The sequence below is a fragment of the Tumidithrix elongata BACA0141 genome (assembly GCF_036349135.1).
Taxonomy (GTDB): Bacteria; Cyanobacteriota; Cyanobacteriia; order Pseudanabaenales; family Pseudanabaenaceae; genus Tumidithrix; species Tumidithrix elongata.
Genome location: NZ_JAZBJZ010000076.1, coordinates 1 through 24,524, shown reverse-complemented (window position 1 = coordinate 24,524; position 24,524 = coordinate 1). Strand labels below are relative to the sequence as shown.

Annotated in this window: 22 protein-coding genes and 1 tRNA gene; 9 read left to right on the top strand and 14 right to left on the bottom strand. The window is 45.4% G+C overall.

Going from position 1 to position 24,524, the window contains the following annotated elements:
• Positions 1 to 538 precede the first annotated feature (538 nt).
• The 3 genes from V2H45_RS16960 to V2H45_RS16950 form a co-directional block, all read right to left on the bottom strand.
• Positions 539 to 1,822 carry a restriction endonuclease subunit S gene (locus tag V2H45_RS16960; protein WP_330484848.1) on the bottom strand — a complete coding sequence of 428 codons (1,284 nt, stop codon included), beginning with the start codon at positions 1,820 to 1,822 and terminating at the stop codon, positions 539 to 541.
• A gap of 85 nt (positions 1,823 to 1,907) precedes the next feature.
• Positions 1,908 to 2,948, bottom strand: coding sequence for a PDDEXK nuclease domain-containing protein (locus tag V2H45_RS16955; RefSeq protein ID WP_330484847.1), 1,041 nt, complete (start codon positions 2,946 to 2,948; stop codon positions 1,908 to 1,910).
• Positions 2,945 to 4,396 (bottom strand): class I SAM-dependent DNA methyltransferase, encoded by a 1,452-nt coding sequence (locus V2H45_RS16950; RefSeq protein ID WP_330484846.1) that lies wholly within the window; start codon positions 4,394 to 4,396, stop codon positions 2,945 to 2,947. The genes V2H45_RS16955 and V2H45_RS16950 overlap by 4 nt, the downstream gene beginning before the upstream one ends.
• Before the next feature lie 353 nt (positions 4,397 to 4,749).
• Here V2H45_RS16950 and dnaK point away from each other — a divergent pair, with 353 nt between their 5' ends.
• Complete coding sequence (gene dnaK, locus V2H45_RS16945; RefSeq protein WP_330484845.1) at positions 4,750 to 6,657, top strand: molecular chaperone DnaK; 1,908 nt, start codon at positions 4,750 to 4,752, stop codon at positions 6,655 to 6,657.
• A gap of 112 nt (positions 6,658 to 6,769) precedes the next feature.
• Here dnaK and V2H45_RS16940 read toward each other — a convergent pair whose 3' ends face one another.
• The gene (locus V2H45_RS16940; RefSeq protein WP_330484844.1) at positions 6,770 to 8,350 is read right to left on the bottom strand and encodes an NAD(P)H-hydrate dehydratase; all 1,581 of its coding nucleotides are present in this window, start codon (positions 8,348 to 8,350) and stop codon (positions 6,770 to 6,772) included.
• A gap of 45 nt (positions 8,351 to 8,395) precedes the next feature.
• Here V2H45_RS16940 and V2H45_RS16935 point away from each other — a divergent pair.
• Positions 8,396 to 8,469 (top strand) — tRNA-Arg (locus tag V2H45_RS16935).
• Between the two features lie 142 nt (positions 8,470 to 8,611).
• On the opposite strand, the gene V2H45_RS16930 is transcribed toward V2H45_RS16935, so the two are convergent.
• Both V2H45_RS16930 and V2H45_RS16925 read right to left on the bottom strand, forming a co-directional pair.
• Entirely contained in the window at positions 8,612 to 8,977 is a 366-nt protein-coding gene (locus tag V2H45_RS16930) for a DMT family transporter (RefSeq protein WP_330484843.1), read from the bottom strand.
• 52 nt (positions 8,978 to 9,029) lie between these two features.
• Positions 9,030 to 10,562: a tetratricopeptide repeat protein gene (locus V2H45_RS16925; RefSeq protein WP_330484842.1), complete on the bottom strand. Its 1,533-nt coding sequence runs from the start codon at positions 10,560 to 10,562 to the stop codon at positions 9,030 to 9,032.
• A 277-nt stretch (positions 10,563 to 10,839) separates the two neighbouring features.
• Between V2H45_RS16925 and V2H45_RS16920 the strand changes: the two genes are divergently transcribed.
• The 3 genes from V2H45_RS16920 to V2H45_RS16910 all read left to right on the top strand — a co-directional run bounded on the left by V2H45_RS16920 (position 10,840) and on the right by V2H45_RS16910 (position 13,829).
• Entirely contained in the window at positions 10,840 to 11,415 is a 576-nt protein-coding gene (locus V2H45_RS16920; protein WP_330484841.1) for a Uma2 family endonuclease, read from the top strand.
• Between the two features lie 60 nt (positions 11,416 to 11,475).
• Positions 11,476 to 12,732, top strand: a complete 1,257-nt coding sequence (locus V2H45_RS16915) for a glycosyltransferase (RefSeq protein ID WP_330484840.1) — start codon at positions 11,476 to 11,478, stop codon at positions 12,730 to 12,732.
• Between the two features lie 65 nt (positions 12,733 to 12,797).
• The gene (locus V2H45_RS16910; RefSeq protein WP_330484839.1) at positions 12,798 to 13,829 is read left to right on the top strand and encodes a 4-hydroxyphenylpyruvate dioxygenase family protein; all 1,032 of its coding nucleotides are present in this window, start codon (positions 12,798 to 12,800) and stop codon (positions 13,827 to 13,829) included.
• Positions 13,830 to 13,891: 62 nt separating this feature from the next.
• Here the strand turns inward: V2H45_RS16910 and V2H45_RS16905 are convergent, their stop codons facing one another.
• Positions 13,892 to 14,548 carry a response regulator transcription factor gene (locus V2H45_RS16905; protein WP_330484838.1) on the bottom strand — a complete coding sequence of 219 codons (657 nt, stop codon included), beginning with the start codon at positions 14,546 to 14,548 and terminating at the stop codon, positions 13,892 to 13,894.
• 218 nt (positions 14,549 to 14,766) lie between these two features.
• Between V2H45_RS16905 and V2H45_RS16900 the strand changes: the two genes are divergently transcribed.
• Positions 14,767 to 15,165 (top strand): response regulator, encoded by a 399-nt coding sequence (locus V2H45_RS16900; RefSeq protein WP_330484837.1) that lies wholly within the window; start codon positions 14,767 to 14,769, stop codon positions 15,163 to 15,165.
• A gap of 133 nt (positions 15,166 to 15,298) precedes the next feature.
• Positions 15,299 to 15,874, top strand: a complete 576-nt coding sequence (locus V2H45_RS16895) for a TMEM175 family protein (RefSeq protein ID WP_330484836.1) — start codon at positions 15,299 to 15,301, stop codon at positions 15,872 to 15,874.
• 61 nt (positions 15,875 to 15,935) lie between these two features.
• Here the strand turns inward: V2H45_RS16895 and V2H45_RS16890 are convergent, their stop codons facing one another.
• From V2H45_RS16890 to V2H45_RS16870, 5 genes are all read right to left on the bottom strand, one after another.
• Entirely contained in the window at positions 15,936 to 18,236 is a 2,301-nt protein-coding gene (locus V2H45_RS16890; protein WP_330484835.1) for a CHAT domain-containing protein, read from the bottom strand.
• A 256-nt stretch (positions 18,237 to 18,492) separates the two neighbouring features.
• Entirely contained in the window at positions 18,493 to 18,825 is a 333-nt protein-coding gene (locus V2H45_RS16885) for a DUF5615 family PIN-like protein (RefSeq protein WP_330484834.1), read from the bottom strand.
• Positions 18,818 to 19,129, bottom strand: a complete 312-nt coding sequence (locus V2H45_RS16880; RefSeq protein ID WP_330484833.1) for a DUF433 domain-containing protein — start codon at positions 19,127 to 19,129, stop codon at positions 18,818 to 18,820. Before V2H45_RS16880 ends, V2H45_RS16885 begins: the two co-directional genes overlap by 8 nt.
• A gap of 392 nt (positions 19,130 to 19,521) precedes the next feature.
• Entirely contained in the window at positions 19,522 to 20,151 is a 630-nt protein-coding gene (locus V2H45_RS16875) for an NADPH-dependent F420 reductase (protein WP_330484832.1), read from the bottom strand.
• Positions 20,152 to 20,222: 71 nt separating this feature from the next.
• Positions 20,223 to 20,963 (bottom strand): type 1 glutamine amidotransferase domain-containing protein, encoded by a 741-nt coding sequence (locus tag V2H45_RS16870; RefSeq protein ID WP_330484831.1) that lies wholly within the window; start codon positions 20,961 to 20,963, stop codon positions 20,223 to 20,225.
• Positions 20,964 to 21,043: 80 nt separating this feature from the next.
• Between V2H45_RS16870 and V2H45_RS16865 the strand changes: the two genes are divergently transcribed.
• The gene (locus V2H45_RS16865) at positions 21,044 to 21,970 is read left to right on the top strand and encodes a LysR family transcriptional regulator (RefSeq protein ID WP_330484830.1); all 927 of its coding nucleotides are present in this window, start codon (positions 21,044 to 21,046) and stop codon (positions 21,968 to 21,970) included.
• Positions 21,971 to 22,017: 47 nt separating this feature from the next.
• Entirely contained in the window at positions 22,018 to 22,164 is a 147-nt protein-coding gene (locus V2H45_RS16860) for a hypothetical protein (protein WP_330484829.1), read from the top strand.
• Here V2H45_RS16860 and V2H45_RS16855 read toward each other — a convergent pair.
• The gene (locus V2H45_RS16855) at positions 22,159 to 23,796 is read right to left on the bottom strand and encodes a hypothetical protein (RefSeq protein ID WP_330484828.1); all 1,638 of its coding nucleotides are present in this window, start codon (positions 23,794 to 23,796) and stop codon (positions 22,159 to 22,161) included. The two genes, V2H45_RS16860 and V2H45_RS16855, sit on opposite strands and share 6 nt — an antisense overlap.
• A 158-nt stretch (positions 23,797 to 23,954) precedes the next feature.
• Positions 23,955 to 24,455 carry a hypothetical protein gene (locus V2H45_RS16850; RefSeq protein ID WP_330484827.1) on the bottom strand — a complete coding sequence of 167 codons (501 nt, stop codon included), beginning with the start codon at positions 24,453 to 24,455 and terminating at the stop codon, positions 23,955 to 23,957.
• Between the last annotated feature and the right edge of the window lie 69 nt (positions 24,456 to 24,524).

The window sequence follows — 24,524 nt, the reverse complement described above, 5'->3', positions numbered from 1 at the left end:
CTGACAATTTAGCTTACTGTCTATTTGTACCTCATTTGAGTGAGAATTGCTATAATTGCGTCCGCACTGCGGTCGTAACTGATGACGAATTCACTGAAGTATTTTAGTTTTATTTTATCCACTAACTGTTTATTGCTAAGCAGCGATGGGCGGCGACGATCGCTTGATGAAGCTTTGCTTCCATTACCTCACGCGGTGGCAGCACCGTCAGATAATCAGTTACTCGAATATTGCATTTATCTAAATGTGACCAGCTAAATTGTCTACACAGTGTGTAGACAATCTGTTCATCAGGAAAAGTTTCGGCTGCCAGATTATTGTTACACGCATATTCATTTTTATTTCATTGATTTCGATTTGCATTAAAGCACTTTTTGATTGATTCTATAAGGGTTTCAACGTTTAAGGACTAGTAATTTGGTTTTGCGTTAAAGCACTTTTATGCTCAAAAAGGTAGATATCGAGTATTGCGTCAGCAGTGATGACACAATTTGAAAGTCAGGCTAGGTTTCGTAAAAATTGGCCCATTCTGAATAGATTACGCTGATCTGTTTGCCAATTGTCCAATAAAGTTTGATCGGTTGGCGGTGAATTCGCCAGTGAATGCTTTTTGGAGGATGGATTGTTTGAGTTCGTTGAGGGCGGCGAGTTTTTGGCGGTAGATGGTTTCGAGGCGACTAGCTTGTGCTTTCAGTTGCTCTAACTCTTGTACACAAGCTATCTGTTCTTGAATTGGCGGCAGCTTGCTAATAGGAAGATTGCGAATATCTTTCATGTTTACATGCTGCACTGTTGCACCTGTGGAATGGGCAAGAAGTCGCGCTTGAATAACTGGATGCAAGATTAAAAAGGCTAAGTATTCAGAATTTACAGTTTCTCTTTTTGGTCTTATCAGTACAGTTCTCTGACCTAAGCAAACTTTTTGTCCTTTGGGGATAACAGCAACATTTCCTGCTGGAGCTTCTCTTGCAAGGATTAAGTCTCCTGCTTCTGGTTTAGCACGCCTTGTCCAAAGCTCATAGGTTTCTTCAGAGACACGGTTCAAATTGTCAAAAATTAGATAGCCCTTTCCAATATTGGGAGTACGGATTGATGGTATTCCCGTCTCTTGAGTTGGAGCAGTTTTATGTTCACAGTCAACGATTAGCTCTGTAATAGATAATAACGAATGTTTTAGCTCGCCTGAAGCTACGTCTAACAGTTTTGAGTTTAGATAGCTTTCAAAGAGTTCGCGAGCGTTGGCGAGGTTCTTTTCTGTGTTGCGTATGGCTCTATCGATCCCCTCAAACGCCTCATCCAAAATCGCCATAATCCTCTTCTGCTCAGCAAGTGGTGGAATTGGCACGAGCAAACTTTTCAAAGACTTAATAGAAAGATTAGGCTGCATTAATGTATTAGCTTCTTTCTTCACATATTCAGCAACATTTTGAGTGCAAAAGTAAAAGAATAGAAAATTTTCAATAATGTCATTGCAATTAGGTTTAATTGCAGCTACTCTTTGATTAAGTAAAGCTTCGTTATATTCATTAGGAACTAGAGCGATCTTTAATCCACTTGATATGATAGAGCGCGTCAGAGCAATCACTATATCGTCTTTAAAGACTTTAAAATCACTATATTTATCTAGAAACTCTTCAGGGAGTAAGCTAGAGGATTCTTGAATAAATTCTCTAACACCAACGTTTGTTATCTTAACTGCTCGGATAGAATTTTCTGGTGAAAAATCTTCACTTTTAAAACTATATCCATTTACGATATTGGATATTTCACTCAGCCTTTTTTTCTGCCATCCTTTTGGCAACTGTCCACTATCAACTATCAACTCTCTACAACCCCTTTAAATGGATTAACAATTAGAGTCATGGTTTTAGTTATATAAAAAATTATTTTGATAAAGATCATCAGATTTAATCTAATTCTATCTCCTGCTCATCCCAAAGGCGTAATCGTTCCGCAATTTCTTCAGGACTAGGCAACTGTTCGCGATAGGCATCAGGAAGCTGTGGCACGATTGTATAGGTCGCCACCCCAATTGGACGAACGGCAGTTCGCAACGCATATTCCACCACTGTTTTATTTTTATAGCGACAAATAATCATCCCAATTGGTGGATTCTCTCCCTCCATCTTTTCTTGACAATCCAACGCCTCTAGATAAAACTCCATTTTGCCCTTATGTTCAGGCTTAAAATCACCAATTTTCAACTCGATCGCCACCAAACAACGCAAACGGCGATGAAATAAAAGCAAATCGATAAAATATTCCTGACCGCCCACTTCCAATCGATATTGATTACCAATAAACGCAAACGCCCCGCCCAACTCAGACAAAAACGCTCGTAGGTTTTTCACCAATGACTGTTCTAAATCTCGTTCTGAATGTTCATCCGCCAAATCTAGAAAATCAAATGTATAGCGATCCTTAACTGCCAGCACTGCCTGCGCTTTGATCTCATCTGGTACTGTCGCATCAAAATTAGTTTGATTTAGCAAATACTTTTCGTAACTCTTATTATCCACCTGATGCTGAAGTACCGCCTTTGTCCAACCATAACGAGCCGTTGCTCGTAGATAAAACTCACGCTCTAGGTCGTCTTTACAGCAACTCATAATTATTAGATTTTTTGTCCAGCTAATTTTGGCAACCATTGGTTGCCAAATTGGGCTAGTTGAGTAAGTGCAATAAAAATCCCGCATATTCCGCAGATTTCTTTCCGAAAAACCATTTCGCCCTGGAAACTCCCTTTGTAAATCTCGCGCTAGCGTCCCCACAACTGCTTTGCCCCAGCCCAACAATTCCTGCTTGAGGTGAATTTGCTCCCCAATTTCCCAATACAGTAGTACTAGTTCGCGATTTACACTGCGTAGCGCCTCATATTGGCGATCGCGAATCCGCCGCTTAACCTCTTGAAAGAAATTAGCATAATCTTGAGAATTGATTTCGTTCATAACATCCCCGCGATCGCTTCCAAAATTTCTGCACTTTCTGCGTCTAGAGATGCGATCGCATCTAAAATTTCCTGCGGTTCTCGTAACGGTGCTTCCTCAGCCTTATTAGGATTTTTTACCGATAGATCGAACGACTCGCGATCGATGTCTGCAATATCCACCAGCCAAGATTTTTCTGTTTCTGCAAACTTGGACTGTAGCTCCACAAACTCGCGCAAATCCTCATCATTGAGCGAATTCGTCTTACCCATATTTCGCCCCGGGTCGAGTTGGTAATACCAAATTTTCTGGGTTGGGTTCCTCTTCTCAAAAAACAGCACCACCGTCTTCACACCCGCACCGATAAAGGTTCCACTCGGACAGTCGAGAATTGTGTGCAGATTGCAGCTACTCAAAAGCTCTTGACGCAATGCCTTAGACGCATTATCCGAATTGGACAGGAACGTATTTTTGATCACCACCGCTGCCCTGCCGCCGCGCTTTAGGATTTTGATGAAATGCTGCAAAAACAGAAACGCCGTTTCCCCCGTCTTGATCGGGAAGTTTTGCTGCACCTCCTTGCGTTCCTTGCCCCCAAACGGAGGATTTGCCAAAATCACATCAAAGCGATTCTTATCTTCAATATCGCTGAGATTTTCCGTCAACGTGTTGGTGTGGATGATGTTCGGCGCGTCGATGCCGTGCAAAATCATGTTCATAATCGCGATCACATAGGCAAGACTCTTTTTCTCTTTACCCGTAAACGTGCTCGTCTGAAGTTGCTCGAGCTGTTTCGTCGTCAGGTCGCCCCGACGCAAATAGTCGTAGCTCTCGCACAAAAATCCTGCCGACCCGCAAGCCCCATCATAAATGCGATCGCCAATCTTAGGCTTCACGACCTGAATCATGGCGCGAATCAACGGACGCGGCGTGTAATACTCCCCGCCATTGCGCCCCGCATTTCCCATATTCTTGATCTTGGCTTCATAGAGGTGGGATAGCTCGTGTTTCTCTTGCTGCGATCGGAACCTGAGTTCGTCGATATATTCCAACGCATCCCGCAAACTATAGCCACTTTGGAACCTGTTCTTAATCTCGCTAAAAATCTCCCCAATCTTATATTTGATCGTGTCTGGACTCGTCGCCCTCTGTTTAAAACCCTGAAGATATGGGAATAGCTTGCGGTTGACATAATCAATCAGATCGTCACCAACCATCGCCCGATCGCGCTCCATCGAGCCATCTGCCTTTTTAGGAGCTGCCCAAGCCGACCACCGATGCGCCTCATCGATAATAAATTCGTAGGGCTTGCCCACTAACTCTGCTTCTAGCGCCCTTTCCTGCTCTAAATCATCCAAGTACTTTAAAAATAACAACCAAGAGGTTTGCTCGGTATAGTCCAGCTCCGTAGTACAACCTGCCTCTTTCCAGAGAACGTCATCAATATTTTTAAAGGTCTGCTCAAACATGTAACTTTGCTACGGGATTATTGCCACTACTGGTTTCAGAGTATATGCCGAAGTTAGCTTTAATACTTATAGCCTTAGCGATCGCTGGCTTGAATATTTGCAGCTTGAATGTTTGCAGCGATCGCGTCACCCTCAAACATCTAAGACTGGCTAAATACTGACCACTAACTACAAACAGCCTCCTCATTCCTGACAAACAATCACCGAAAACAGGTAACAATTCATGCTGCTGTACGGTAAACCCTACCTTTTCAGGGGAAAAACCTGCTGTGTTAATTCGTAAAACTAGTTAATCTTAGTCTCTAGTAACCATAGAAATTAACAAAAGTTCTGAATCAGGAGTTGGAAGCCTCATGGCAAAAGTAGTTGGAATTGATTTGGGTACGACAAACTCAGTCGTCGCCGTTATGGAAGGCGGCAAGCCCACGGTAATCGCAAACGCCGAGGGCTTCCGTACTACCCCTTCAGTTGTGGCTTACGCTAAAAATGGCGATCGCCTCGTCGGGCAAATTGCTAAGCGCCAAGCTGTAATGAATACTGACAACACGTTTTATTCGGTCAAGCGCTTTATTGGCAGACGTTATGAAGAAGTAAGTAACGAATCTAAGCAAGTTGCTTACAAAGTCCTTAACCAAGGCGGTAACGTCAAAATTGATGCCCCCGCAGTTAGCAAGCAGTTTGCTCCCGAAGAAATTTCTGCCCAAGTATTGCGTAAGTTAATTGACGATGCCAGCAAATATTTAGGCGAACAAGTTACCCAAGCGGTTGTAACGGTTCCAGCCTATTTTAATGACTCACAGCGTCAAGCCACCAAAGATGCAGGCAAAATCGCAGGCGTAGAAGTTTTACGGATTATTAACGAGCCTACAGCAGCAGCGCTTGCCTATGGTTTAGACAGTAAGAGCAATGAAACCATTCTGGTGTTTGACCTTGGTGGTGGTACGTTTGACGTATCAATTCTCGAAGTGGGGGATGGTGTATTTGAAGTGATGTCAACCAGTGGTGACACGCACCTTGGTGGCGATGACTTTGACAAAAAAATTGTGGATTGGTTGGCTAACCAGTTTAAAGCTTCTGAAGGCATCGATCTACGTAGTGACAAACAAGCTTTACAACGTTTGACCGAAGCTGCTGAAAAAGCCAAAATCGAGCTATCTAGCGTCACCCAAACTGAAATCAACCTGCCTTTTATCACCGCAACTCAAGATGGGCCAAAGCACCTTGATGTTACCTTGACCAGAGCTGAGTTTGAAAAGCTATGCTCCGATTTGATCGATCGCTGCCGCATTCCCGTCGAGCAATCGGTCAAAGATGCCAAGATTGACAAATCTAAGATTGATGAAGTCGTACTCGTAGGCGGTTCTACCCGTATCCCTGCCGTACAAGAGCTAGTCAAAAAGATCTTGGGCAAAGACCCTAACCAAGGCGTTAACCCTGATGAAGTTGTAGCCGTCGGTGCTGCCATTCAGGCAGGGGTTCTCGCGGGTGAAGTCAAAGACATTCTATTGCTTGACGTTACACCTTTGTCTCTTGGTGTAGAAACCTTGGGCGGTGTCATGACCAAGATTATTCCTCGCAACACCACCATTCCTACCAAAAAGTCAGAGACCTTCTCAACTGCCGTGGATGGTCAAAGCAATGTAGAAATTCACGTTCTGCAAGGCGAACGCGAAATGTCAGGCGACAACAAGAGTCTGGGGACTTTCCGCTTAGATGGAATTCCTGCGGCTCCCCGTGGCGTACCCCAGATCGAGGTCACCTTTGATATCGATGCCAACGGTATCTTGGCAGTAACTGCTAAGGATAAAGGTACTGGTAAGGCTCAGTCGATCACCATCTCTGGTGCTTCTACGCTACCCGATATTGAGGTAGAGCGCATGGTCAGAGAAGCTGAGAAAAACTCAACTGAAGATAAGTTGAAGCGCGAACGTGTGGAAGCCAAAAACCAAGCTGATTCTCTAGCCTATCAAGCTGAGAAGCAACTCAAAGATCTAGCTGATAAGGTTCCCGATGCTGACAAGACCAAGATCGAAGGTTTAATTAAAGACCTGCGTGCGGCAGTCACAGCCGAGGATCACGATCGCATTCCCACACTTAGCGAAGAACTCAAGCAAGCTTTGTATGCCCTCAGTACTTCTGTCTATCAACAAAGTGGTGATGGTGGTGCAGCTCCTTCTGGTGAACCTCAAGATGGCGCAACCAAAGATGCTGCCAGTGGCGATGACAGCGTGATTGATGCTGACTTCACAGAGTCTAAGTAAGGTAAACATAGAATGCAGGATTCTCCTGCTTAATTCTTAAAGAAAGGGAAGGGGGAAACCTCTTCCCTTTGGAATTTGTAGCAATTTCATATAGCAATCGCAAAAGATAGGATTAGACCGTTTTATGGGCAAGAAATGACAGGAGATTTTGTGCCAAGATGAGCGGATCGACACCCATCTCGGTGCGTTGTTTTGCTAGCCAAATCGCTGTTTGCGAATGCCAGACAGTTGCCGCGATCGCGGCATTTCCACCAGTCATGCCCTGAGCTAATAACCCACCTATTACACCTGCTAACACATCGCCACTGCCACCTCTCGCCAGCGCAGGCGTACTTTCAGGATTCACCCAAGTTTGTTGATATTCAGGCATCTCTAGAGAACTGGTTGCCAACCGATCGCAGAAACTAATCGCCGTTCTCGCGCCCTTGAGTAAGATCGTAGCGCCTGTTTGGCTTGCGGCTCTTTGCACCGCTGTCAGGCGATCTTCAAGTTTTAGCTCGGGAAATAATCGACTAAACTCTCCCCAATGCGGTGTGAGAATTGTTGCTTGAGAACGTGCTTTCAACCGATCTATTCCCAAGCTTGCTAATAAAGTTAATCCATCAGCATCTAGGACTAGCGGACAGGGTGCTTTGATAACTCGCTCGACGATCGCTTTAGCTTCCAAAGACAGACCGCAACCGCAGGCGATCGCCTGATATTTATGCAGATCCAGTTCGGGTAATTGCGCGATCGCACCCCTATCGGTCTCAGGGCAACCAATTATTAGCGCATCGGGTACCTGTGCCAGTACCATCAACCTGAGAGAATTGGGAACGGCGATCGTCAACATTCCCACCCCACTTGCTTTTGCGCCTAGGGATGCCAACAGAGCCGCCCCGCCATAGGTTTGCGAACCTACGATTAATAGAAGATGTCCGACTTGGTATTTGTGCGTCGTAATGGCACGAGGAATTGGCAAGCATGAGGATGCTGGATTCCCCCTAGAGGATTGGGATGAATGGCGAAATATTTGCTTTGGGTCGATGCGCCACTCAGCATGAGCATCTCCTAGGACTTGACGCACCATGAATTCTGGAATATCAAAATCAAGGCGCTCGACTTGACCGACATAGGAAAGGGTCGATTCGGCGAACAGTCCGCGCTTCCATAGACCTAAACAGAGGGTATGGGTCGCCCGAATCGCCACCCCCATCACAGCCCCCGTATCGGTATGGATGCCTGAAGGCAGATCGATACTGAGGATAGGAATCCCCCAAGTATTCACCTTGTCGATAATTCCTGCGAGTTCTCCTTGGATGTTGCGTTCTAAACCAAAGCCAAACAAACCATCCACAATCAGATCGCAGGTTTTTAGCTCCTCTAAATCAACAAATGGGATGCCTAAACTCTGGGCATAGCAGCGGTGTACGCGGGTGAGCGGTTTGTGCTTTGCGAGGGGTGAATAAACCCTGACTTCGCGCCCCCGATGCCAAAGTTCTCTGGCAACCACTAGGGCATCCCCACCATTGTGTCCCGAGCCTACCAAGATGCCCACCCGTCGATAGGTAGCGATCGGATAAATTTCTGCGAGACGCCGGGCGATCAGACCTGCCACTTTTTCCATCAAAGCAGCTACTGGCATCCCTGCTGCAAACATCAGCGACTCGATCGCCCGCATTCGATCCGCCGTAACAATAACTTGGTTTAGCATGAAACGATTGTCAAAATCTCATTTTGATATACGATAGTAAGCTGTGGGCTAGTAGCTCAGTTGTATAGAGCAATCGCCTTCTAAGCGATCGGTCACAGGTTAGAGTCCTGTCTAGCCCGTTTTTAAAGTCTATAAAGCACTGGGGTAGCGCCTATTTGCGTTCCTGTTTGTAGCTGCGTACCATTTAAACCGAGAAAATAAAAAGAGGCGATCGCCTCTTTTTATTTGGTTATTTGGGTTTTACTAGAATTTACTTCGGGATTAACTTTGTAGAACCATCAAAACACCGATCACAATCACCAACACCCCAACCATACGGATGAGGGGTAATGGTTCGTGAAATAGCAATGCCCCACCTAAGGTAATAATCACATAGGAAATTGAGATCGTCGGGGCAGCAATGGATAACTTGGTGCGAGATAGCACAATGATGTACCCGATCGCAGAGAGCCCATACATGGCAATTCCTGCCCATAAGTAGGGCTGAAGCGCCATAGAAACTATTTTCTCAGCTACATTCCCCATGCCTACCCGTCCAAGTGCTAGAGCACCCGCCTTAAGCAAAAACTGACCCACAATGCTTAAAAGTAGGGAGAAAATTTGAATGAGTAAAGTATCGAGAGACATTAAGTTTGTATTGGTTAAAACTGCTTGATTGAACCCGTTTAGTTAAATCCAACTAGTTAAACCCAAGCCGACGAAACGCTACGCGGCGATTTTGCCATACTTCAGGTTCTTCCGGCTCAATTTGAATTGCCTTATCATAGCAAGCGATCGCTTCTTCTAAACGACCTAAGGCGCTGTGGGCATTACCACGGCAATACCAAGCATAATGATCGTCGGGTTTAATCTCTAAAGCTTTATCAAAACTAGCGATCGCCTCTTCGTAGAGGTCTAAATTGCTCAAAGCCAGACCGCGATTGTTCCAGGCATAGTAATCATCAGGACGAATGACTAAGGCGCGATCGTAGCTGGCGATCGCTTCGGAATATTCTCCCAAACTATCTAGGGCTTTGGCACGCCAATACCAGAGTTGATGATCCCCTGGTTTAAACTCCAAGGCGCGATCGTAGCTTTTAATTGCCTCAACATACCTACCCATCGACTCTAGGGCATAGCCCCGACTAAACCATCCCTGAATATAGTTTGGTTGAATGGCTAAGGCTTTGTCACAGTTGCTAATCGCTTCTTCGTACTGCCCCAAGTCATTGAGCAATGCCCCTTTGCTAGCAAAGGCAGGGTGATAATCAGGCTTGAGGTTGAGGGCACGGTTAAAGGCAGCGATCGCTTCTTCAAAGCATCCCAGCATACTCAAAGAGGTACCGAGGTTATAGTGGGCTGGATGAAAATTATCTTTGTGACTGAGTGCTTGATTGTAGCTGGTAATCGCTTCTTGATGCTTGCCTAGCAGATCTAAGGCTACACCGCGATTGTACCAAGCCAGATGCGAACTGGGAGTAATTTCCAGAGCAAGATCGCAGTTAGCAATTGCTTCCGCAAAACTTCTGCCTGCTGCTAACAAGCCACCCTGTTCTAGTAATAACTCGACTCTGCGATCGGATTTATTGGGTTGGGCATCAATTAATTTTTGTAATTCTTGAAATTTGCGATCGCGCTCCTCGGGCGTCATGATCAGATAGTTCTGATAGCGATCTTCTAAAGAACGGCGTAGCACTTCTTGCCGCCGCAACTCCATATCCGTTGGAAATTCGTACACCTGAACGGATTCGTCAAAGAAAGTCGGTAACCTTCCAACAAAATATTTGAGGGCAAACAGGGGTAACAAAAATACAAAACAGAAATCAAATTCTTGCTGTAATTTTTTTTGAAGCAGGCACAACTTCGCAAGCGGTTTGGGGACAGAGTCCAGCTCTTGCCGCATTTTTACATCTAGATTTGGCTGCTGGGTATAGCCGACCAGAAATTCTTCAATACCTGTAACAAATAGAAGATCGGGGTGCTTGTGACTGGTCAAATTGGCGATCGCGGTATAAAGGTCTTCTGTGGGTTGATGCAACCGCAGAACCTGAACATTTTTATGCTCAATATCGCGCTGAGATCTAGAAACGATTTGTTCTGCCTCAACAGGAGAACATCTTACAAACACAAAATCGAACCCATGCTTTGCGTTGAGAGACTTTAGTAAGGTCTGATACTCTATCTCTGGGTCTTTGGTTGCATCCTTATCCCAAGTAATTATCGCCTTTCTCATGCTGTCGGTTTGGTCAAGAGCGTTTAAGGCATCATATCAAATCCTTTCTCATTCTTGGCTGTTTATGGCAATTCCTGACATATTCTCCCCCTAGATTATATAAAAAGCCTAAATCAATTGTGAATTCTATGGGATTCGTAAAATCCCAAGGGCATGGAAGAGATCGGATTAGGAAGGCATGGATTCGCAGTCTAATCGTAAAAGTCGATTAAAATGAATCCTAATCCTGCCTAAATCACCAGACTATTCCACAGGTTGAAACCTAGGTTTATTTCCTATGAACTCCCTAACCGTTAGTTTAGACTCTGTACTCGAAATCACGGACGAGCAGTTTTTTCAACTCTGCCAAAAAAATAGCGATCTAAGATTTGAGCGCAATGCTCAAGGAGACATCACCATCATGGCACCAGAAGGCGGCGATACAGGGATGCATAGCCTATCTCTAGGCGCAGATTTGGTAATTTGGAACCGCCGTAAAAAGCTAGGTGTTGCCTTTGGTTCCTCTACTGGGTTTAAGCTCCCCAATGGTGCAAATCGATCGCCTGATGCTGCTTGGATCGTAAAAGAACGGTGGGAGGCTCTGACCCCAGAACAACGGGAGAAATTTCCGCCGATCTGCCCAGATTTTGTCATTGAGCTGATGTCACCGAGCGACAGCCTCAAAACCACGCAAGCCAAAATGCAAGAATATCAAGATAACGGAACCAGATTGGGATGGTTAATTAACCGCAAGGATCGGCAAGTCGAAATCTATCGGATTGGCAAGGAAGTCGAGATCTTGCGATCGCCGATTTCGCTCTCAGGCGAAGATGTCTTGCCTGAATTTGTTTTAAATCTGGAATCAATTTGGTAAAACCCTAAAATTACGGATTGCCAGTGGGCTAGCATTTAGTTTGTCACGACTAAATTTTTAATGCCTACCATCGTTATTTTTCATCTGTTGTTCTGTTGCTTGCTTTTGGCATCTGCGATCGCCATTACCGAATTTAGTCGCCGTTTGTTTCGTTCTGTGACGGCTGCGCCCAAATTAGCCATTCCCGCAGCTAAAACGAATTCTTTGATACCTGATGCAACCCCATCGATCGCGGTGGTAATTCCAGCCTATAACGAAGAAATTAATCTTCGCAGTTGTGTAGAGGCGGTTTTACAAAGCCAGTTAAAAGCCTCCCAAACCTTAGAAGTCTGGATTGCCGACGATGAGTCGAGCGATCGCACGGGTGAGATCGCGCAGCAACTAGTCCGTGAAGATCCGCGCGTCCACCTAATTTCTGTCCCACCCCGTCCCACCGATCGCGTTTGGCGAGGCAAAAACTGGGCCTGTACTCAGGCAGCAGAGCAGGTTCAGAGTGAATATCTACTATTTATCGATGCGGATGTGCGGTTAGAACCCCAAGCGATCGCGGCGGCACTGCATGAAGCCCAAACCCATCAAACCGATCTGCTGAGCATTGCTCCAGAAATTATGTGTGGATGCCTTACAGAGTGGTTAGTACAGCCCTTAATGATGAGCGTACTTGCCGTAGGGTTTAACTTTGATGCAGTAAATCAAGCCGACGATCCCACAGCATTTGCGGCAGGGCCGTTTATGTTATTTCGTCGAGCGTCCTACGAAAAAATTGGTGGGCATCGCGCTGTGGCAGAGCAAATGGTTGAGGATGTAGAGCTAGGTCGGCTCGTGAAGCAAAATAAACTGAAATTGCGCTATATCCTCGGTCTAGGTCTCGTCAAAGTCAGGATGTACCAAAATTTTGCTGCTTTGTGGGAAGGATGGACGAAAAACTATTACATGGGAGCCAATAAAAATCTTGGCATGACGCTATATTCTGCCTTTGTGCTGAGTTTAGTTTACGTTGTGCCTTGGCTGGGGTTAATTTGGTTAGTTGTCAGCGCTCAGTTATCAGTTATTAGTTATCGGTTATTGGAAATTAATCATCAGTGGGTGGTGAATAGTTATCTAGCCCTATGCTGTTTGACGACGATCGCGATCGCCTTGCAATATGTTTTCCGCAAGCGCAGTGTTAAGAGTTTTGGGCAACCCTTGCGCTATTGGCTGTTAACGGGTGTGGGTGGGGCGATTGTTGTGGCGATCGCTTTGGTATCCATTATCAAAACTGAGACTGGCTGGGGTTGGACTTGGCGGGGGCGATCGCTGTCAACGCCGAAACCCTAAACCTCAACTTTCGATCTAGAGGATAATAGGAGTAGATTTTATAATTTCTTTACTCTAAATGCTCCATGCTCATCGCTGAATCTAAGTCCTGTCGAGATTTTCTTGGTGTCGATTGCATACATTTCTATGTTGAGAATGTCGATCGCTGGCGTAAGTGGTTTGAAGACTGCTTAGGGTTTCAAACGGTGGGTACGGTGCGCGACCACGCCCACACTGAAATCTTGCAGCATGGCACAATTCAAATCAAACTTTCTGCGCCCCTGCGCTCTAGCAGTCCTGTTGCAAAGTTTTTGCAGCACCATCCTGCGGGTGTGGGTGAGATTGCATTTAGAATCAAGCCCGATTCTTCGCAGGGATTTGTTAGTGAATCTTCCCGTGAATCTGTACAGTTATGGGGAGATGTGACACATCATTTTGTGACGAGCGATTCATCTTTGGCATTGGGGAACGATCGCTCATTTCAGCATTCCTGTGGACTTTCTACTGGGCTTTCTACTGGGCTTTCTGCTGGGAATTCCACTAAGAATCCTACTGGGATTTCCACTGAGAATTCTACTGAGCCCCTATTTACACATATCGATCACTTGGTTCTCAACGTACCTGTGGGGGAAATGTGGAAAGCTGCCCATTGGTGCGAACAGCATATGGGATTGCAGATCGGCGATCGCTTTCACATCCAGACCGAGCGTTCGGCTTTAAAAAGTATCGTAATGGAAAACAGCGATCGCACCATTCAAATTCCCATCAACGAACCTTCCACACCAAATTCCCAAATCCAAGAATTCCTCGATCGCAATCGGGGTGCAGGCATTCAACACATCGCCCTGCATACCCATGATATTTTTCGGACGGTAGCAATCCTCAAATCACGCGGAGTCAAGTTTTTGGAAACTTCACCTCCCATTCTTGTGGATGTACAGAATCATGAGACGGGTCAAGCATTACTCCAAATTTTTACCCAACCGATTTTTGACCAACCTACTTTCTTTTTTGAGATCATCCAGCGTCAGAACCTTGCCCAAGGCTTTGGCGAAGGCAATTTTCAGGCTTTGTTTGAAGCGATCGAACGCGAACAGATAGAAAGAAAGAGCCTGTGAGCGTTAAGGAACAGAAAGAGTTACCGCTGCATCTCCCATTCCAAAATCACCCAGAGTAATTCTTAGGAATAGGTTCCGTTCGCATTCTCAAGGTAATAGATCGCAGCTTGGGTGCGGCTTTGCAGATTTAGGCGATTGAGAATGCTGGTGATGTGATTCTTTACGGTCTTCTCAGTAATAAACAGTAACTCTGCGATCGCACGGTTACTCGACCCTTGGGCGATCAGTTTGAGAATTTCATGCTCTCTGGGGGTAAGTTCGCTCCAGTCAAGTTCGGGTTTTGCGGCTGGCATGATGATTTTGGCGATCACTTTTTGACCTAGCCCAGGGCCTAAATGCATGTATCCCTTACGCACTGCTTGAATCGCGATCGCTAGCTCATCTGGGGGCGTATTTTTGAGCAAGTATCCAGCCGCCCCAGCTTTGAGTGCTTTTGCTAGATCGCGATCGTCGTCATCAACGGTCAGCACGAGCACTTTGGCATCGGGAACGCGATCGCAGATGGCGCGGGTAGCCTCAATCCCATCCATAATCGGCATGTGAATGTCCATCAATACGACATCGGGTTGCATCGCCTCCGCTTGACGCACGGCATCTTCACCATTTTCTGCCTCACCCACTACGTGGAAACTGCTGTCCACATCGAGAAGCATTGTCAGGGCACAACGGATCAGGCGTTGGTCGTCTACCAGTAAAATCCGAATCATAGCTGCGTCCATCTCCACCAAATGCTCATAAGCTAGCACCCTAGGCTTTTTGCTCGTAGTGCATCCCTTCAGGATAGAGCAGCCTTGGTGCGATCGCAAGAACGATTAGTCCTGACTTAGATCGGGACAAAAGTCCCAGACAGAATTGAGACGATAACCTCATGCGCTCCTTCGATTCGCCCCCTAAGATTGGGCAATCGCCTTAAAAAAAGCATAGGAGGAAACCCAAGATGGATGTTAAAAAACTCGTTCTCGTTGTGGAAGATAGCCCTACCCAGCGGGAAGCGATCGCTTCTCTGCTGAGATCGCATGGCTTTGAAGTAATTTCGACTAGTAGTGGTGGTGAGGCATTGCAGTACCTGCATGAATTCTATTTTACCCCCGATCTAATCGTATTGGATGTGGTCATGCCCTACCCCAATGGCTACGAAGTCTGTCGTCGGGTGCGGCAGCACAAACGCACGCAAGCGATTCCCATTCTCCTCTGCTCTTCACAATGTAGTGAATCTAGCCGCTATTGGGGGCTAAAAAATGGAGCCAATGCCTATGTAAGCAAACCCTTTTACCCAGAAGAGTTCTTGACAGTAGTCAGAAAGCTATTGGCAATAGAACACTTGGTACAACAGTAAGTTACGCGACAGAATTATCCTCCCTTCTAAGTTTTTTATAAAGGGTAGTTACAGAACGGGGTAAAGTGTGCGATAAAGTAAAGATGGGTGCAACCAACTTCTAGATCGAGCAAAATCAGGAGATTCTACGCGGATGGGAAAAGGTAGATTAGAAGCATTTAGTGATGGTGTAATTGCGATCATCATTACAATCATGGTGTTGGAATTAAAAGTACCCCATGGGGATAGTTTAGAAGAGCTACGTAAATTGATCCCTGTGTTTTTGAGCTATGTGCTGAGCTTTGTGAATCTTGGCATCTACTGGAACAATCACCATCACCTATTACAAGCAGTTCGACATGTGAATGGTAGTATTCTCTGGGCAAACCTGCACCTGCTATTTTGGCTGTCGCTATTCCCCTTTTGTACTGCTTGGATGGGTGAAAACAACTTCACCACCATCCCCGTTGCTTTTTATGGAGTCGTTCTGTTTCTGGCTGCACTCTCCTACTTTATCTTGACGATCGCCCTGATTAATCATCACGGCAAGGATTCCCCCCTTGGGGTAGCGATCGGTAAAGACTTTAAAGGTAAGATATCACTTGGCTTTTACGGATTGTCAATTCCTCTTGCCTTTGTCCTGCCTTGGCTCTCCTGTGCGCTATTTGTTCTAGTTGCAGTAATCTGGCTGATTCCCGATCGCCGCATTGAGAAAACCCTGATTCCCTAAATCCTTCGATCTCAGTCAGCGGGGCTAAGTACAGCCGAACTAGGTGAAAACTAAGCGATCGCTATAAACCATTACCAATCAGGATAAATGGCGACCAATAGAAGGGATGAGAGAACTGCTTGCCGCGAATCAAGTCAATCTGAGCTTGTCTGAGTGCAGATGCCTTGCTGCGATCGCCTTGTTTGACATAACCGTAAAACGCTTGCATCAGGCTTTGCGTACCCGCATCGTTCACTCTCCAGAGCGAAGCGATCGCTGACTTTGCCCCTGCCTTCTGAATTTGATAACCAAAACCTAAGATTTCTACCCCACTGCCTGATTTAACCACTGCGGTCTCGCAAGCACTCAACACGATCAGCTCGATGTTGGGCATTTTTAGCTCGGAAATCTCCCTGAGGCGAAGGATATCCCCATTGCCAAAGAGAATAAAAGAATTATCGGGGTCGCCCGATTTAAACTCGGCATGGGTGGAAAGATGGAGGATGTTGTAATTGGGAAGTTGCCCTTCGGTGGCTTTACGACCGAAGTTATTTTCGATTAAAGCCTTGGAATTTTCGATCAGTTTGCCAATCTCAGAAACTTCTACAAGGCTTGCAGGCAAGGCATCTTGCCCAAACAGCTTTTCACCTTTTTTGCCACCAAAGGCTCCTGCGAGAACACTGGGTTGTTTGCTGGTCTTAGGTGTAAAGTCGGTGAGAATATAGGCGATCAGGTTATTGACGGCATAGTTTTCAATTAGGAACTGTTTGCCATCGTAGAGCGCAGTGAGGGGAACATAGCGCAACTTCCCATCGGGAGCGTAGAGAATGGTGGTAGTTTTGGCATTCTTGAGATCGGCTTCAATCGGCTTAATCAGAATGTCGTAGAGTTTTTGTGCAGGCTTAAGAAATCCATCATCGCTGGGGTCTTTCCGCCCTTGGACAAGGTTATCCTTGAATTCAGTAACGAGTTTTTCTAGATCGTCTTTTTTGATATTGACAGTGCGATGGATGGCGGGAGTATTTGCCGAAAACAGGACAATTTCGAGGCGATCGTCGAGGATGAGGGGATAGAGGAGGGCAGTGCCTTGGGGAAGTTTTTGCAAATAATCAGGTGGTTTGTCGATCTCTGATTTTGGCAATCGTTGAATTTGGCGAGCGAGTTGGCGGTTGAGTTCTCTGGACTGTTGAAAGCTGAATGCTGGAAGCTGAATGCTAAAAACTTTCTCTGGTTCTAAAAGTCTGATACCTTGAGAGGTTCTGTCATTGCCTTTGATATTTTTGAGATAGTCGTCGAGTTCTTGGATTTTGAGCAAGTCAAGGACTTGCAAGGCTTCAATGACTCGACCTCGATCAAGCAACCGATCAGCGAGGCGTTTGTAGTCAATAGAGACAGTTTTTAAATAGGATTGTTGTAAATCTTTGTCTAGTTTGCGAATATCTTTACGAATAGATTCACGCACATTAATCGATTGTTTGTAGTATAGAATAGCGAGATCTGTTCTGTTGTATAGCATGTACCCAATGAGGCTTAGTGCATTGGACTCGCTCTCTCTATTGTTGATTTCCCGAGAGATCGCCAGAGCTTGCCGTTCATAGTCAATGGCTTTGTCAAAATCGATGAGAGCAAGGTAAGCAGCCCCCAAATTGCTTAGGGCTTGAACCTCACCCCATCTGTCTTTAATATCACGCTTGATAGCTAAAGCTTGGACAAAGTACTCAATGGCTTTATCCGTTTTATCCAATATTTTATAAATAGTACCCAAGTTTACCAGCGTGTTGCTCTCACCAAGTCTGTCTTTGATTTCCCGAGAGAGAGCTAGATCTTGTAGATAGCACTCAATGGCTTTATCATATTTGCCGAGTCTCTCGTAAGCTATACCTAGATTATTCAGGGCTGCCGCTTCACTTTCCCGATCTTTGATTTCCCTCGAGATTGCTAACCATTGCTGTTCATACTCAATGTATTTGTCATATTTGCCAAGAGAAAGGTAAACAATACCTAGGTTTCCCAAATCTTTTCCCTCGCCCTCTTTGTCTTTAATTTCTCGTGCAATCGCTAAAGCTTGCAGATGATAATCAATGGCTTTGTCATATTTACCGAAAGAATGATAAACAATACCAAGATTGTTCAATGTCCTTCCTTCACCTTTTCTGTCATTAATTTCGCGATAAATGGTCAATGCTTTCTGCCATGACCGTAATGCAGCCTCAAACTGGCTAGTCTTATGCTGCTGGATTCCTTGAGATCTTAGTAGATCTGCCTCAGCCTTTCGGTCTTGCATTGTTTGCGCTTGGGCAGTTACAAAAAGTAAATCGGGTTGCCATCCCATCGCTAAAAGCCCAGTTAACACACCAAAAGCCAGCGAGTAGATCCGTGCCATAACAACACCATTGAGATTGCCTCACAATTGTACATTTCCCCCAAAGATACGAAACTAAAATGTTTTTTGTAGAGGCAAAGCATTCCCATTGGATGGTTTTGACGAAATGCATAAACACCTGCGGGAATGCTTTGCCCAAAAACTCGCAGCGCAGAGACAATTTGTCTGGACATTTTGGAAATCAAAGAGGGTTTAGCATTTGCATTTCGAGATTTTCTGTGAGGAGTTTATGAAGGGTGGCGCAAATGCTAAACCCCTACAAAAATTCTATTTTGCCCTTCATATCTACTGGTGTCAGCACCTCATACATCAAAATCAGTGCATTTACAATCTTGCCAATCGAACGGCTACCTTTTTGACAATAGGCAATTCCCGAATGCTCGTATCCTTGGCTTGCAATTATCAGAAAGTCTCGATCTTGCGTGACAATGACTCTTTGGGTCTGACAAACATAGGCAAGCTGTTCAGGATCGCTTTTACTGCGTAGCCCTACTTCCGCAGTGGTCGTTACATCAACACCATAACGCCGCAATCCAGCCGCTACAACTGGATCGACATTTTCATCTAGATGAAAACAAATCTTAGTCACCTCTGAGAACCTTCAGTCTCTCTTTGAGCTGAGATGGATAAGATTGTTGTAAACCGATAACCAATAATTCTTCTTCTTGCGATCGCCGATCAATTTCTTCACGATGATCGAAATAGTAAGCGATCGCGGCATAAACCGAAGCAATTTTTAGATCGTACTTCCCAGCAATTTCGGCTAACGAATAATTCATCTTGAGGTGCATCAAAGCAACATCTTCAACTGCAATTCGCGTACCAGAGATACAAGGCTTTCCACCTCGCACATCTGCAATCACTTCAATATATTCTTTACTAGTTACAAGCATTTAGGGAAGTATATCCAGAGGTGGAATATCTTAAATACCAAAGTCGCAATACTTTGAGTTTGCATTACAATTATACATTCCTCCCCCCAAGATACAAAAGAAAAATAATTCCCGTAGGGGCATAGCATTCCCGCAGGTGTTTTGCATTTAACCAAAACGATCGAATGGGAATGCTATGCCCAAAACCTTGAAACGCAGGGAAAATTTGTCTGGACATTTTGGAAATCAAGAGGGTTTAGCATTTGCGGAGTAGATTTTCTGTGAGGAGTTTATGAGTTGTGACGTAAATGCTAAACCCCCACAGGTGATCGGCGGTTTCATGGGGCGGAACGCATCCTGAAAGGAATTGCCAAATGCCACAAACATCTAGAGGTCATGCGCTTCACGATTCCTTAAGGTCGCTTGAGCAATTTGAATGCAATCCCTCGCCCTAGTTTTTGTGCATAGGCTAGCTTGCCCCAGAGTTGCGCGATCGCTTCTAGCAAACCCGAATTCGATAAAGAACCCGCATCCACTGGGTCGAAACCCAACTCGGCAGCCAAGGTGGCGGCTACGGCTTTAGCGGCGTCATCGTCACCCGCATAGAACATCGTGATCGCTTCAGAACCATATTGGGGGTCTGCCATATTTTCCCAGCCTGTCGTGTTGAAAATCTTGACAACCTTGGCAGTGGGAACGAGTTCAGCGACTCTTTCTCCACCTGAAATGGGATGATATTGAGAAGGTTCGCCAGTGAAGTTGGGATTGGTGCAGTCCAATAAAATCTTGCCCTCTAGGTTGCCCAGACTGGGCAGTAGCTCCTCCACCGCTCCCCAAGGCACAGTGAGAACCACGACCTCACCAAACTCAGCGGCTTCTGTCATTGAGCCTGCTTGGGCATTTCCTCCTGTGCGATCGAGGCGTACTTGCAGATCGATCGCCGTGCGATTGCGCACGCCAAATAGAATTTGATGACCCTGTTTTGCCCATCTCTCACCCAAGGTTCCACCGACATTACCTGCTCCAAGAATACCAATCTTCATGATTCCCTCCTAAACTCCATTTGTTTTGGTATAGCTGTTAGCAATTGCACGCAGGATGCCTGCGCTACGGTTTATACACCCAATGCTTCGATCGCGAGTTTGGCAGTGAGTTTGCCAGAATATTGCTGCTGTCCTGTTACCAGTCTTCCATCACGCAGGGCGAATTCTTTAAACAAGCCACCCGTAATGAAATTGGCTCCTAGCTTCTTGGCTTCATCCTCAATGCGAAAGGGCATGACTTTTTGACCCACAATGCGATCGGCGAAGTCTTCTTCCACATTGGCGAAACCTGTCATGGTTTTACCTTCGATCAAGGGCTTCCCATCCGATAATTTCACGTAGAGAAGAGCACAGGTTCCGTGGCATAGGGCAGCGGTTACCTTTTCGGCTTCGTAAAATTCGGCGAGGAGTTGATGCAGTCGCGTTTCGCTAGGGAATGTAAACATGGGGCCTTGTCCGCCTGCCACCACGATCGCATCAAAATTTGCAGCGCTGACATCATCGAGGCTGGGGGTGTTTTCTAGCAATGCCATCAGCTTGGGGGTATGGATGAAGCCCATACTGAGAATGTCCTCAGCAGAATAGCCACTGGCATCGCGCGGATCGCTCAAGCCATCAAATTCCACCTTGCCACCCTTGGGACTGGCGATCGTCACCTCATAACCGACTTCGATAAATTCGTACCAAGCATGGATGAGTTCTGAAGCCCAGAAACCCACTGGCCACCCCAATGTGGTGGAAATCGCAGGATTAGAGACAACCATCAAAATCTTTTTTGACGAGGTTTTGGACAGATTTAACGTCTTACTCATGGTTCTTCAGCGTTTGTTTTGATGTGCTTTCGATCTCGATTTTCGCTACGATTATTTCATTTGTCTAATTGATTATTGATATGAATGATATTCATCACATGAATATGGCAGGGGTAGATTTAAATCTACTCGTCGTCTTCGATGCCCTCATGCAAGAGCGCAATGTCACCCGTGCTGCTATGCGGATTGGACTGAGCCAGCCAGCCACCAGTAGTGCCTTAGCCCGTCTGCGCCATCTGTTTGACGATCCATTGCTAGTCAAAACACCATCGGGAATGCAGCCTACGCCCAAAGCCCTGCAATTATCAGAAGTGCTGCGATCGGCGTTATGGCAAATTCAGTCTGCGATGACCGAGCCAGAACGCTTTATCCCCAAAACATCAGAGCGGGTGTTTCGCTTGGGAATGTCAGATTATGCGGAGATGGTATTTTTACCGAAGCTGATGCAGCAGTTGTCGCATCAAGCCCCCCATCTTCAACTTCAAGTCAGAGCCACCGATCGCCAAGAGGTTCTGACGTTGCTAGATGAAGATCGAATCGATTTAGCGATCGGCTTTCATCCCCAACAGGCAGCATGGCATCAAAAGCAGGAGTTGTTTAAGGAGCGATTTGTCTGTGTCTGCCGTCAAAACCACCCCTCAGTGAGATCGCCTTTGACACTGGAAACCTATCTCGCCGCATCGCATCTCTTAGTATCCCTGCGCGAAGATCCGATCGGGCGCATCGACCGCAGTTTAGCGGAGCAAAATCTGCAACGGCATATTGCTCTGAGCATCCCGCATTTTTTGCTAACGGGTTTCATTTTGGCGCAAACCGACTTGTTGGCAGCCTTACCAGAAAGACTGGCTCGTGTTTGGATGGAACTTCAACCTTTGCAGGTTCTACCTTTACCCATGCCCGTTTCAGGTTTTGCCGTCTCGATGCTATGGCACGCCAAAAATCAGAACGAATTGGGACATACCTGGTTGCGATCGCGGTTTGGTCAAATCGCCGCAGTTGAAACATGATTCACCCGAACTATGCCCTCTTTTTGATAGAACGCTATCCATAAATCATGAATACCTTCCTCATCTATTGCAGCATCCAGCTCTTTGATATTGGCATATGGGAACTCTCTGCGATCGGCGAACTCCATAGTTTTAGTAAGAATGGAGATTCTACTGGGCATCCTCTTGTTTTCCCATTCAATTTATCCCTATAGCCGATTTCCTCCTACAAGTACTAACTCGCCCATATTTATGATTACCATGTTCTTAGAGTCATAAATGGGTTCACCCAAGATAGAGTGGGTGACGACAATCCGACCTTGCATCGTAGTGTCAGTGGCACACTGCTTTTGGTTAGACTCGCAGGGTACAATTGCCAAATTGGTGGGGGCATTGGCTATACCAAGCAGGGCTACTCGAACTAATTCTGCGGTGTGATAGCTAAAGTCTAAGGATTTGCGATTAAATTCATCGCCAATGGTTGGTAGTCCATTGTAACCCAGCCAATTATTGGGGGGTTTGATCACATGAATGCGATGAATGGGGCGATCCAAATGCGATACCAGAGCGCCGCGGATAAACATCACTTCAACATTTGAGTTCCACACATTCTGGACGGTATTATAGTTTGCTAAAAGACCACCGCCAATCATGAGTCCTGCCATTGTGATTGAGAGCAGTGAGTTTTCGTCGATCGCCAGTTTCTTAGAAATTAAGGTCAACCAATAGCTGAGGCTCCAAGCAAAAATTAAAAGTGCGATCGCTGTCGTAGGGAAAAGCAATCGATACCTCATAGCTGTGGCATTGCTGAGTAACCAAGGGAAATTAGGCAAGAGCAAAGCGGTACATAAAGCGAACGCGCGTTCGCCGACAAACCGACGTTGTACAATTTGATGAGCGATCGTACTTGTAAACTTTTGAGGGCTGACAATGGTAGCAAGCAGTACGGCGATAATCGAGCCTACAATCGCTAAACTGAGATTTCTGATGGTGTAGATATTCCAGAAATTAAATGATGTAAACACAATCTGGTCAAATAGCCTGTTGAGTTTCATCTGAAAGATATATTCATCGATGGAGATTTCTACCCTATAGGCAGTACTGTAAGGCACTTGATGGAATGGAACGATCCACAAACGCACAATTACAAAATAGATCAGAGCTGCTACACCCAAGAAAATGACATCGCGAATAAAGGCAGCCCGAAGTTCTCTCCAAGGTTGCTGCCTGTTAAACAGCAGATTGCCAATCGAGGGTACTAAATAAAAGAAGGATAGAAAAGGGTAAGTAAAAAAAGAAGTTAGAATGAGCAAAAGCGAGAGCAAAAGCTTGATCGGATTCGCTAATCCCCGCCGAGGTGCCGAGTCTACAACAGAGGTAGACATAACCAAACTGCTAGCGATCGCCAATAACGGTGCCACAGCATTGGCAAAATTTGTCATAAATACAGTGTTTTGCGCACCAGGAAGCGTGAAAACTGCCGCACTCAGAAATAAGGCAACTGGTCGAGAGATGCCCAGGGAAATCAGCCATAAGGACAATAGGGCAAGTGCAATCGCCAACAACAAAATCACGCCAATTCTCAATAGATTTAGATCGGACAAGGTATGAACGTTGCGAAATGTCATGCATTCCAATTCAGCAGTGATTGGTCTACCAATGCTGTACAGATGTTGATATTGAACGTCCCGATAGCAGTTGTTCTTAAGTTCAGGGTTACCAAAGTCTTCTCGGAAATAACGAATTTGATCGTGATGAGCGTAGGGTACGATTGTCGTGGCAGCAAAGGTGAAGTATAGAAATACTGCACCTAATAGAAAACAAACAGTAAAATCTGAAAATCTCAAAGGCTTTCTTTTAATCCACGATGGACTGCTTAAAATCCAAGAGAAGTAATCACTGAAGCTCGATCGCATTTTGCTCAAATAGTAGAAACCATTAGATGAAGGTTTGAGTAGTCGAATGAAGCGATCGCGTGAGAAATTCTAGATCGCTTCATCTTTTCTTAAAAACCAAACTTATCTTTGATAATATAGTTCGGTCTTTGCTTAGATTCAACAAAGATAGAATTGATGTATAGGCCTAAAACCCCTATTGCTAACAACTCCACGCCCCCCAAAAACAGCATCGTTACCATAATTGCCGTCCATCCTGGAATATTATGTCCTCTAACTTTTTCGAGAATTACGTAAGCTGAATATACGAACGCGCAGATCGAAACGATGAGCCCAAGCCAAGAAATTGCTTGCAAAGGCAGATCTGAGAAAGAAATTAATGCCGAATTAAAAAAATTGCGAATTACCTTGCGACTGAATATGGGAAATTTTGTTGCGCCTGCATACCGTGCTTCTCGTTGATAATGAATAGATACTTGATTAAAGCCAATCCAAGTCACCATACCTCGCAGAAAGGGATTCTTTTCTTTGAATTTTATGAGCTCGTTCACCGCGCGTCTAGATAGAAGTTTAAAATCGCCTGCTTCTGTCAAAAGATTAATATCTGACATACCTCGAAGAATTGTATAGAACCGATTTGACATCTTTTATAATGGTGAATAAAGACCCTACATTCCTCT

Coding starts and splice junctions, on each gene's coding strand:
- V2H45_RS16955 (WP_330484847.1), bottom strand. CDS start 2,948: ATGAACGAAATCAATTCTCAAGATTATGCTAATTTCTTTCAAGAGGTT.
- V2H45_RS16950 (WP_330484846.1), bottom strand. CDS start 4,396: ATGTTTGAGCAGACCTTTAAAAATATTGATGACGTTCTCTGGAAAGAG.
- dnaK (WP_330484845.1), top strand. CDS start 4,750: ATGGCAAAAGTAGTTGGAATTGATTTGGGTACGACAAACTCAGTCGTC.
- V2H45_RS16940 (WP_330484844.1), bottom strand. CDS start 8,350: ATGCTAAACCAAGTTATTGTTACGGCGGATCGAATGCGGGCGATCGAG.
- V2H45_RS16930 (WP_330484843.1), bottom strand. CDS start 8,977: ATGTCTCTCGATACTTTACTCATTCAAATTTTCTCCCTACTTTTAAGC.
- V2H45_RS16925 (WP_330484842.1), bottom strand. CDS start 10,562: ATGAGAAAGGCGATAATTACTTGGGATAAGGATGCAACCAAAGACCCA.
- V2H45_RS16920 (WP_330484841.1), top strand. CDS start 10,840: ATGAACTCCCTAACCGTTAGTTTAGACTCTGTACTCGAAATCACGGAC.
- V2H45_RS16915 (WP_330484840.1), top strand. CDS start 11,476: ATGCCTACCATCGTTATTTTTCATCTGTTGTTCTGTTGCTTGCTTTTG.
- V2H45_RS16910 (WP_330484839.1), top strand. CDS start 12,798: ATGCTCATCGCTGAATCTAAGTCCTGTCGAGATTTTCTTGGTGTCGAT.
- V2H45_RS16905 (WP_330484838.1), bottom strand. CDS start 14,548: ATGGACGCAGCTATGATTCGGATTTTACTGGTAGACGACCAACGCCTG.
- V2H45_RS16900 (WP_330484837.1), top strand. CDS start 14,767: ATGGATGTTAAAAAACTCGTTCTCGTTGTGGAAGATAGCCCTACCCAG.
- V2H45_RS16895 (WP_330484836.1), top strand. CDS start 15,299: ATGGGAAAAGGTAGATTAGAAGCATTTAGTGATGGTGTAATTGCGATC.
- V2H45_RS16890 (WP_330484835.1), bottom strand. CDS start 18,236: ATGGCACGGATCTACTCGCTGGCTTTTGGTGTGTTAACTGGGCTTTTA.
- V2H45_RS16880 (WP_330484833.1), bottom strand. CDS start 19,129: ATGCTTGTAACTAGTAAAGAATATATTGAAGTGATTGCAGATGTGCGA.
- V2H45_RS16875 (WP_330484832.1), bottom strand. CDS start 20,151: ATGAAGATTGGTATTCTTGGAGCAGGTAATGTCGGTGGAACCTTGGGT.
- V2H45_RS16870 (WP_330484831.1), bottom strand. CDS start 20,963: ATGAGTAAGACGTTAAATCTGTCCAAAACCTCGTCAAAAAAGATTTTG.
- V2H45_RS16865 (WP_330484830.1), top strand. CDS start 21,044: ATGAATGATATTCATCACATGAATATGGCAGGGGTAGATTTAAATCTA.
- V2H45_RS16860 (WP_330484829.1), top strand. CDS start 22,018: ATGAATACCTTCCTCATCTATTGCAGCATCCAGCTCTTTGATATTGGC.
- V2H45_RS16850 (WP_330484827.1), bottom strand. CDS start 24,455: ATGTCAGATATTAATCTTTTGACAGAAGCAGGCGATTTTAAACTTCTA.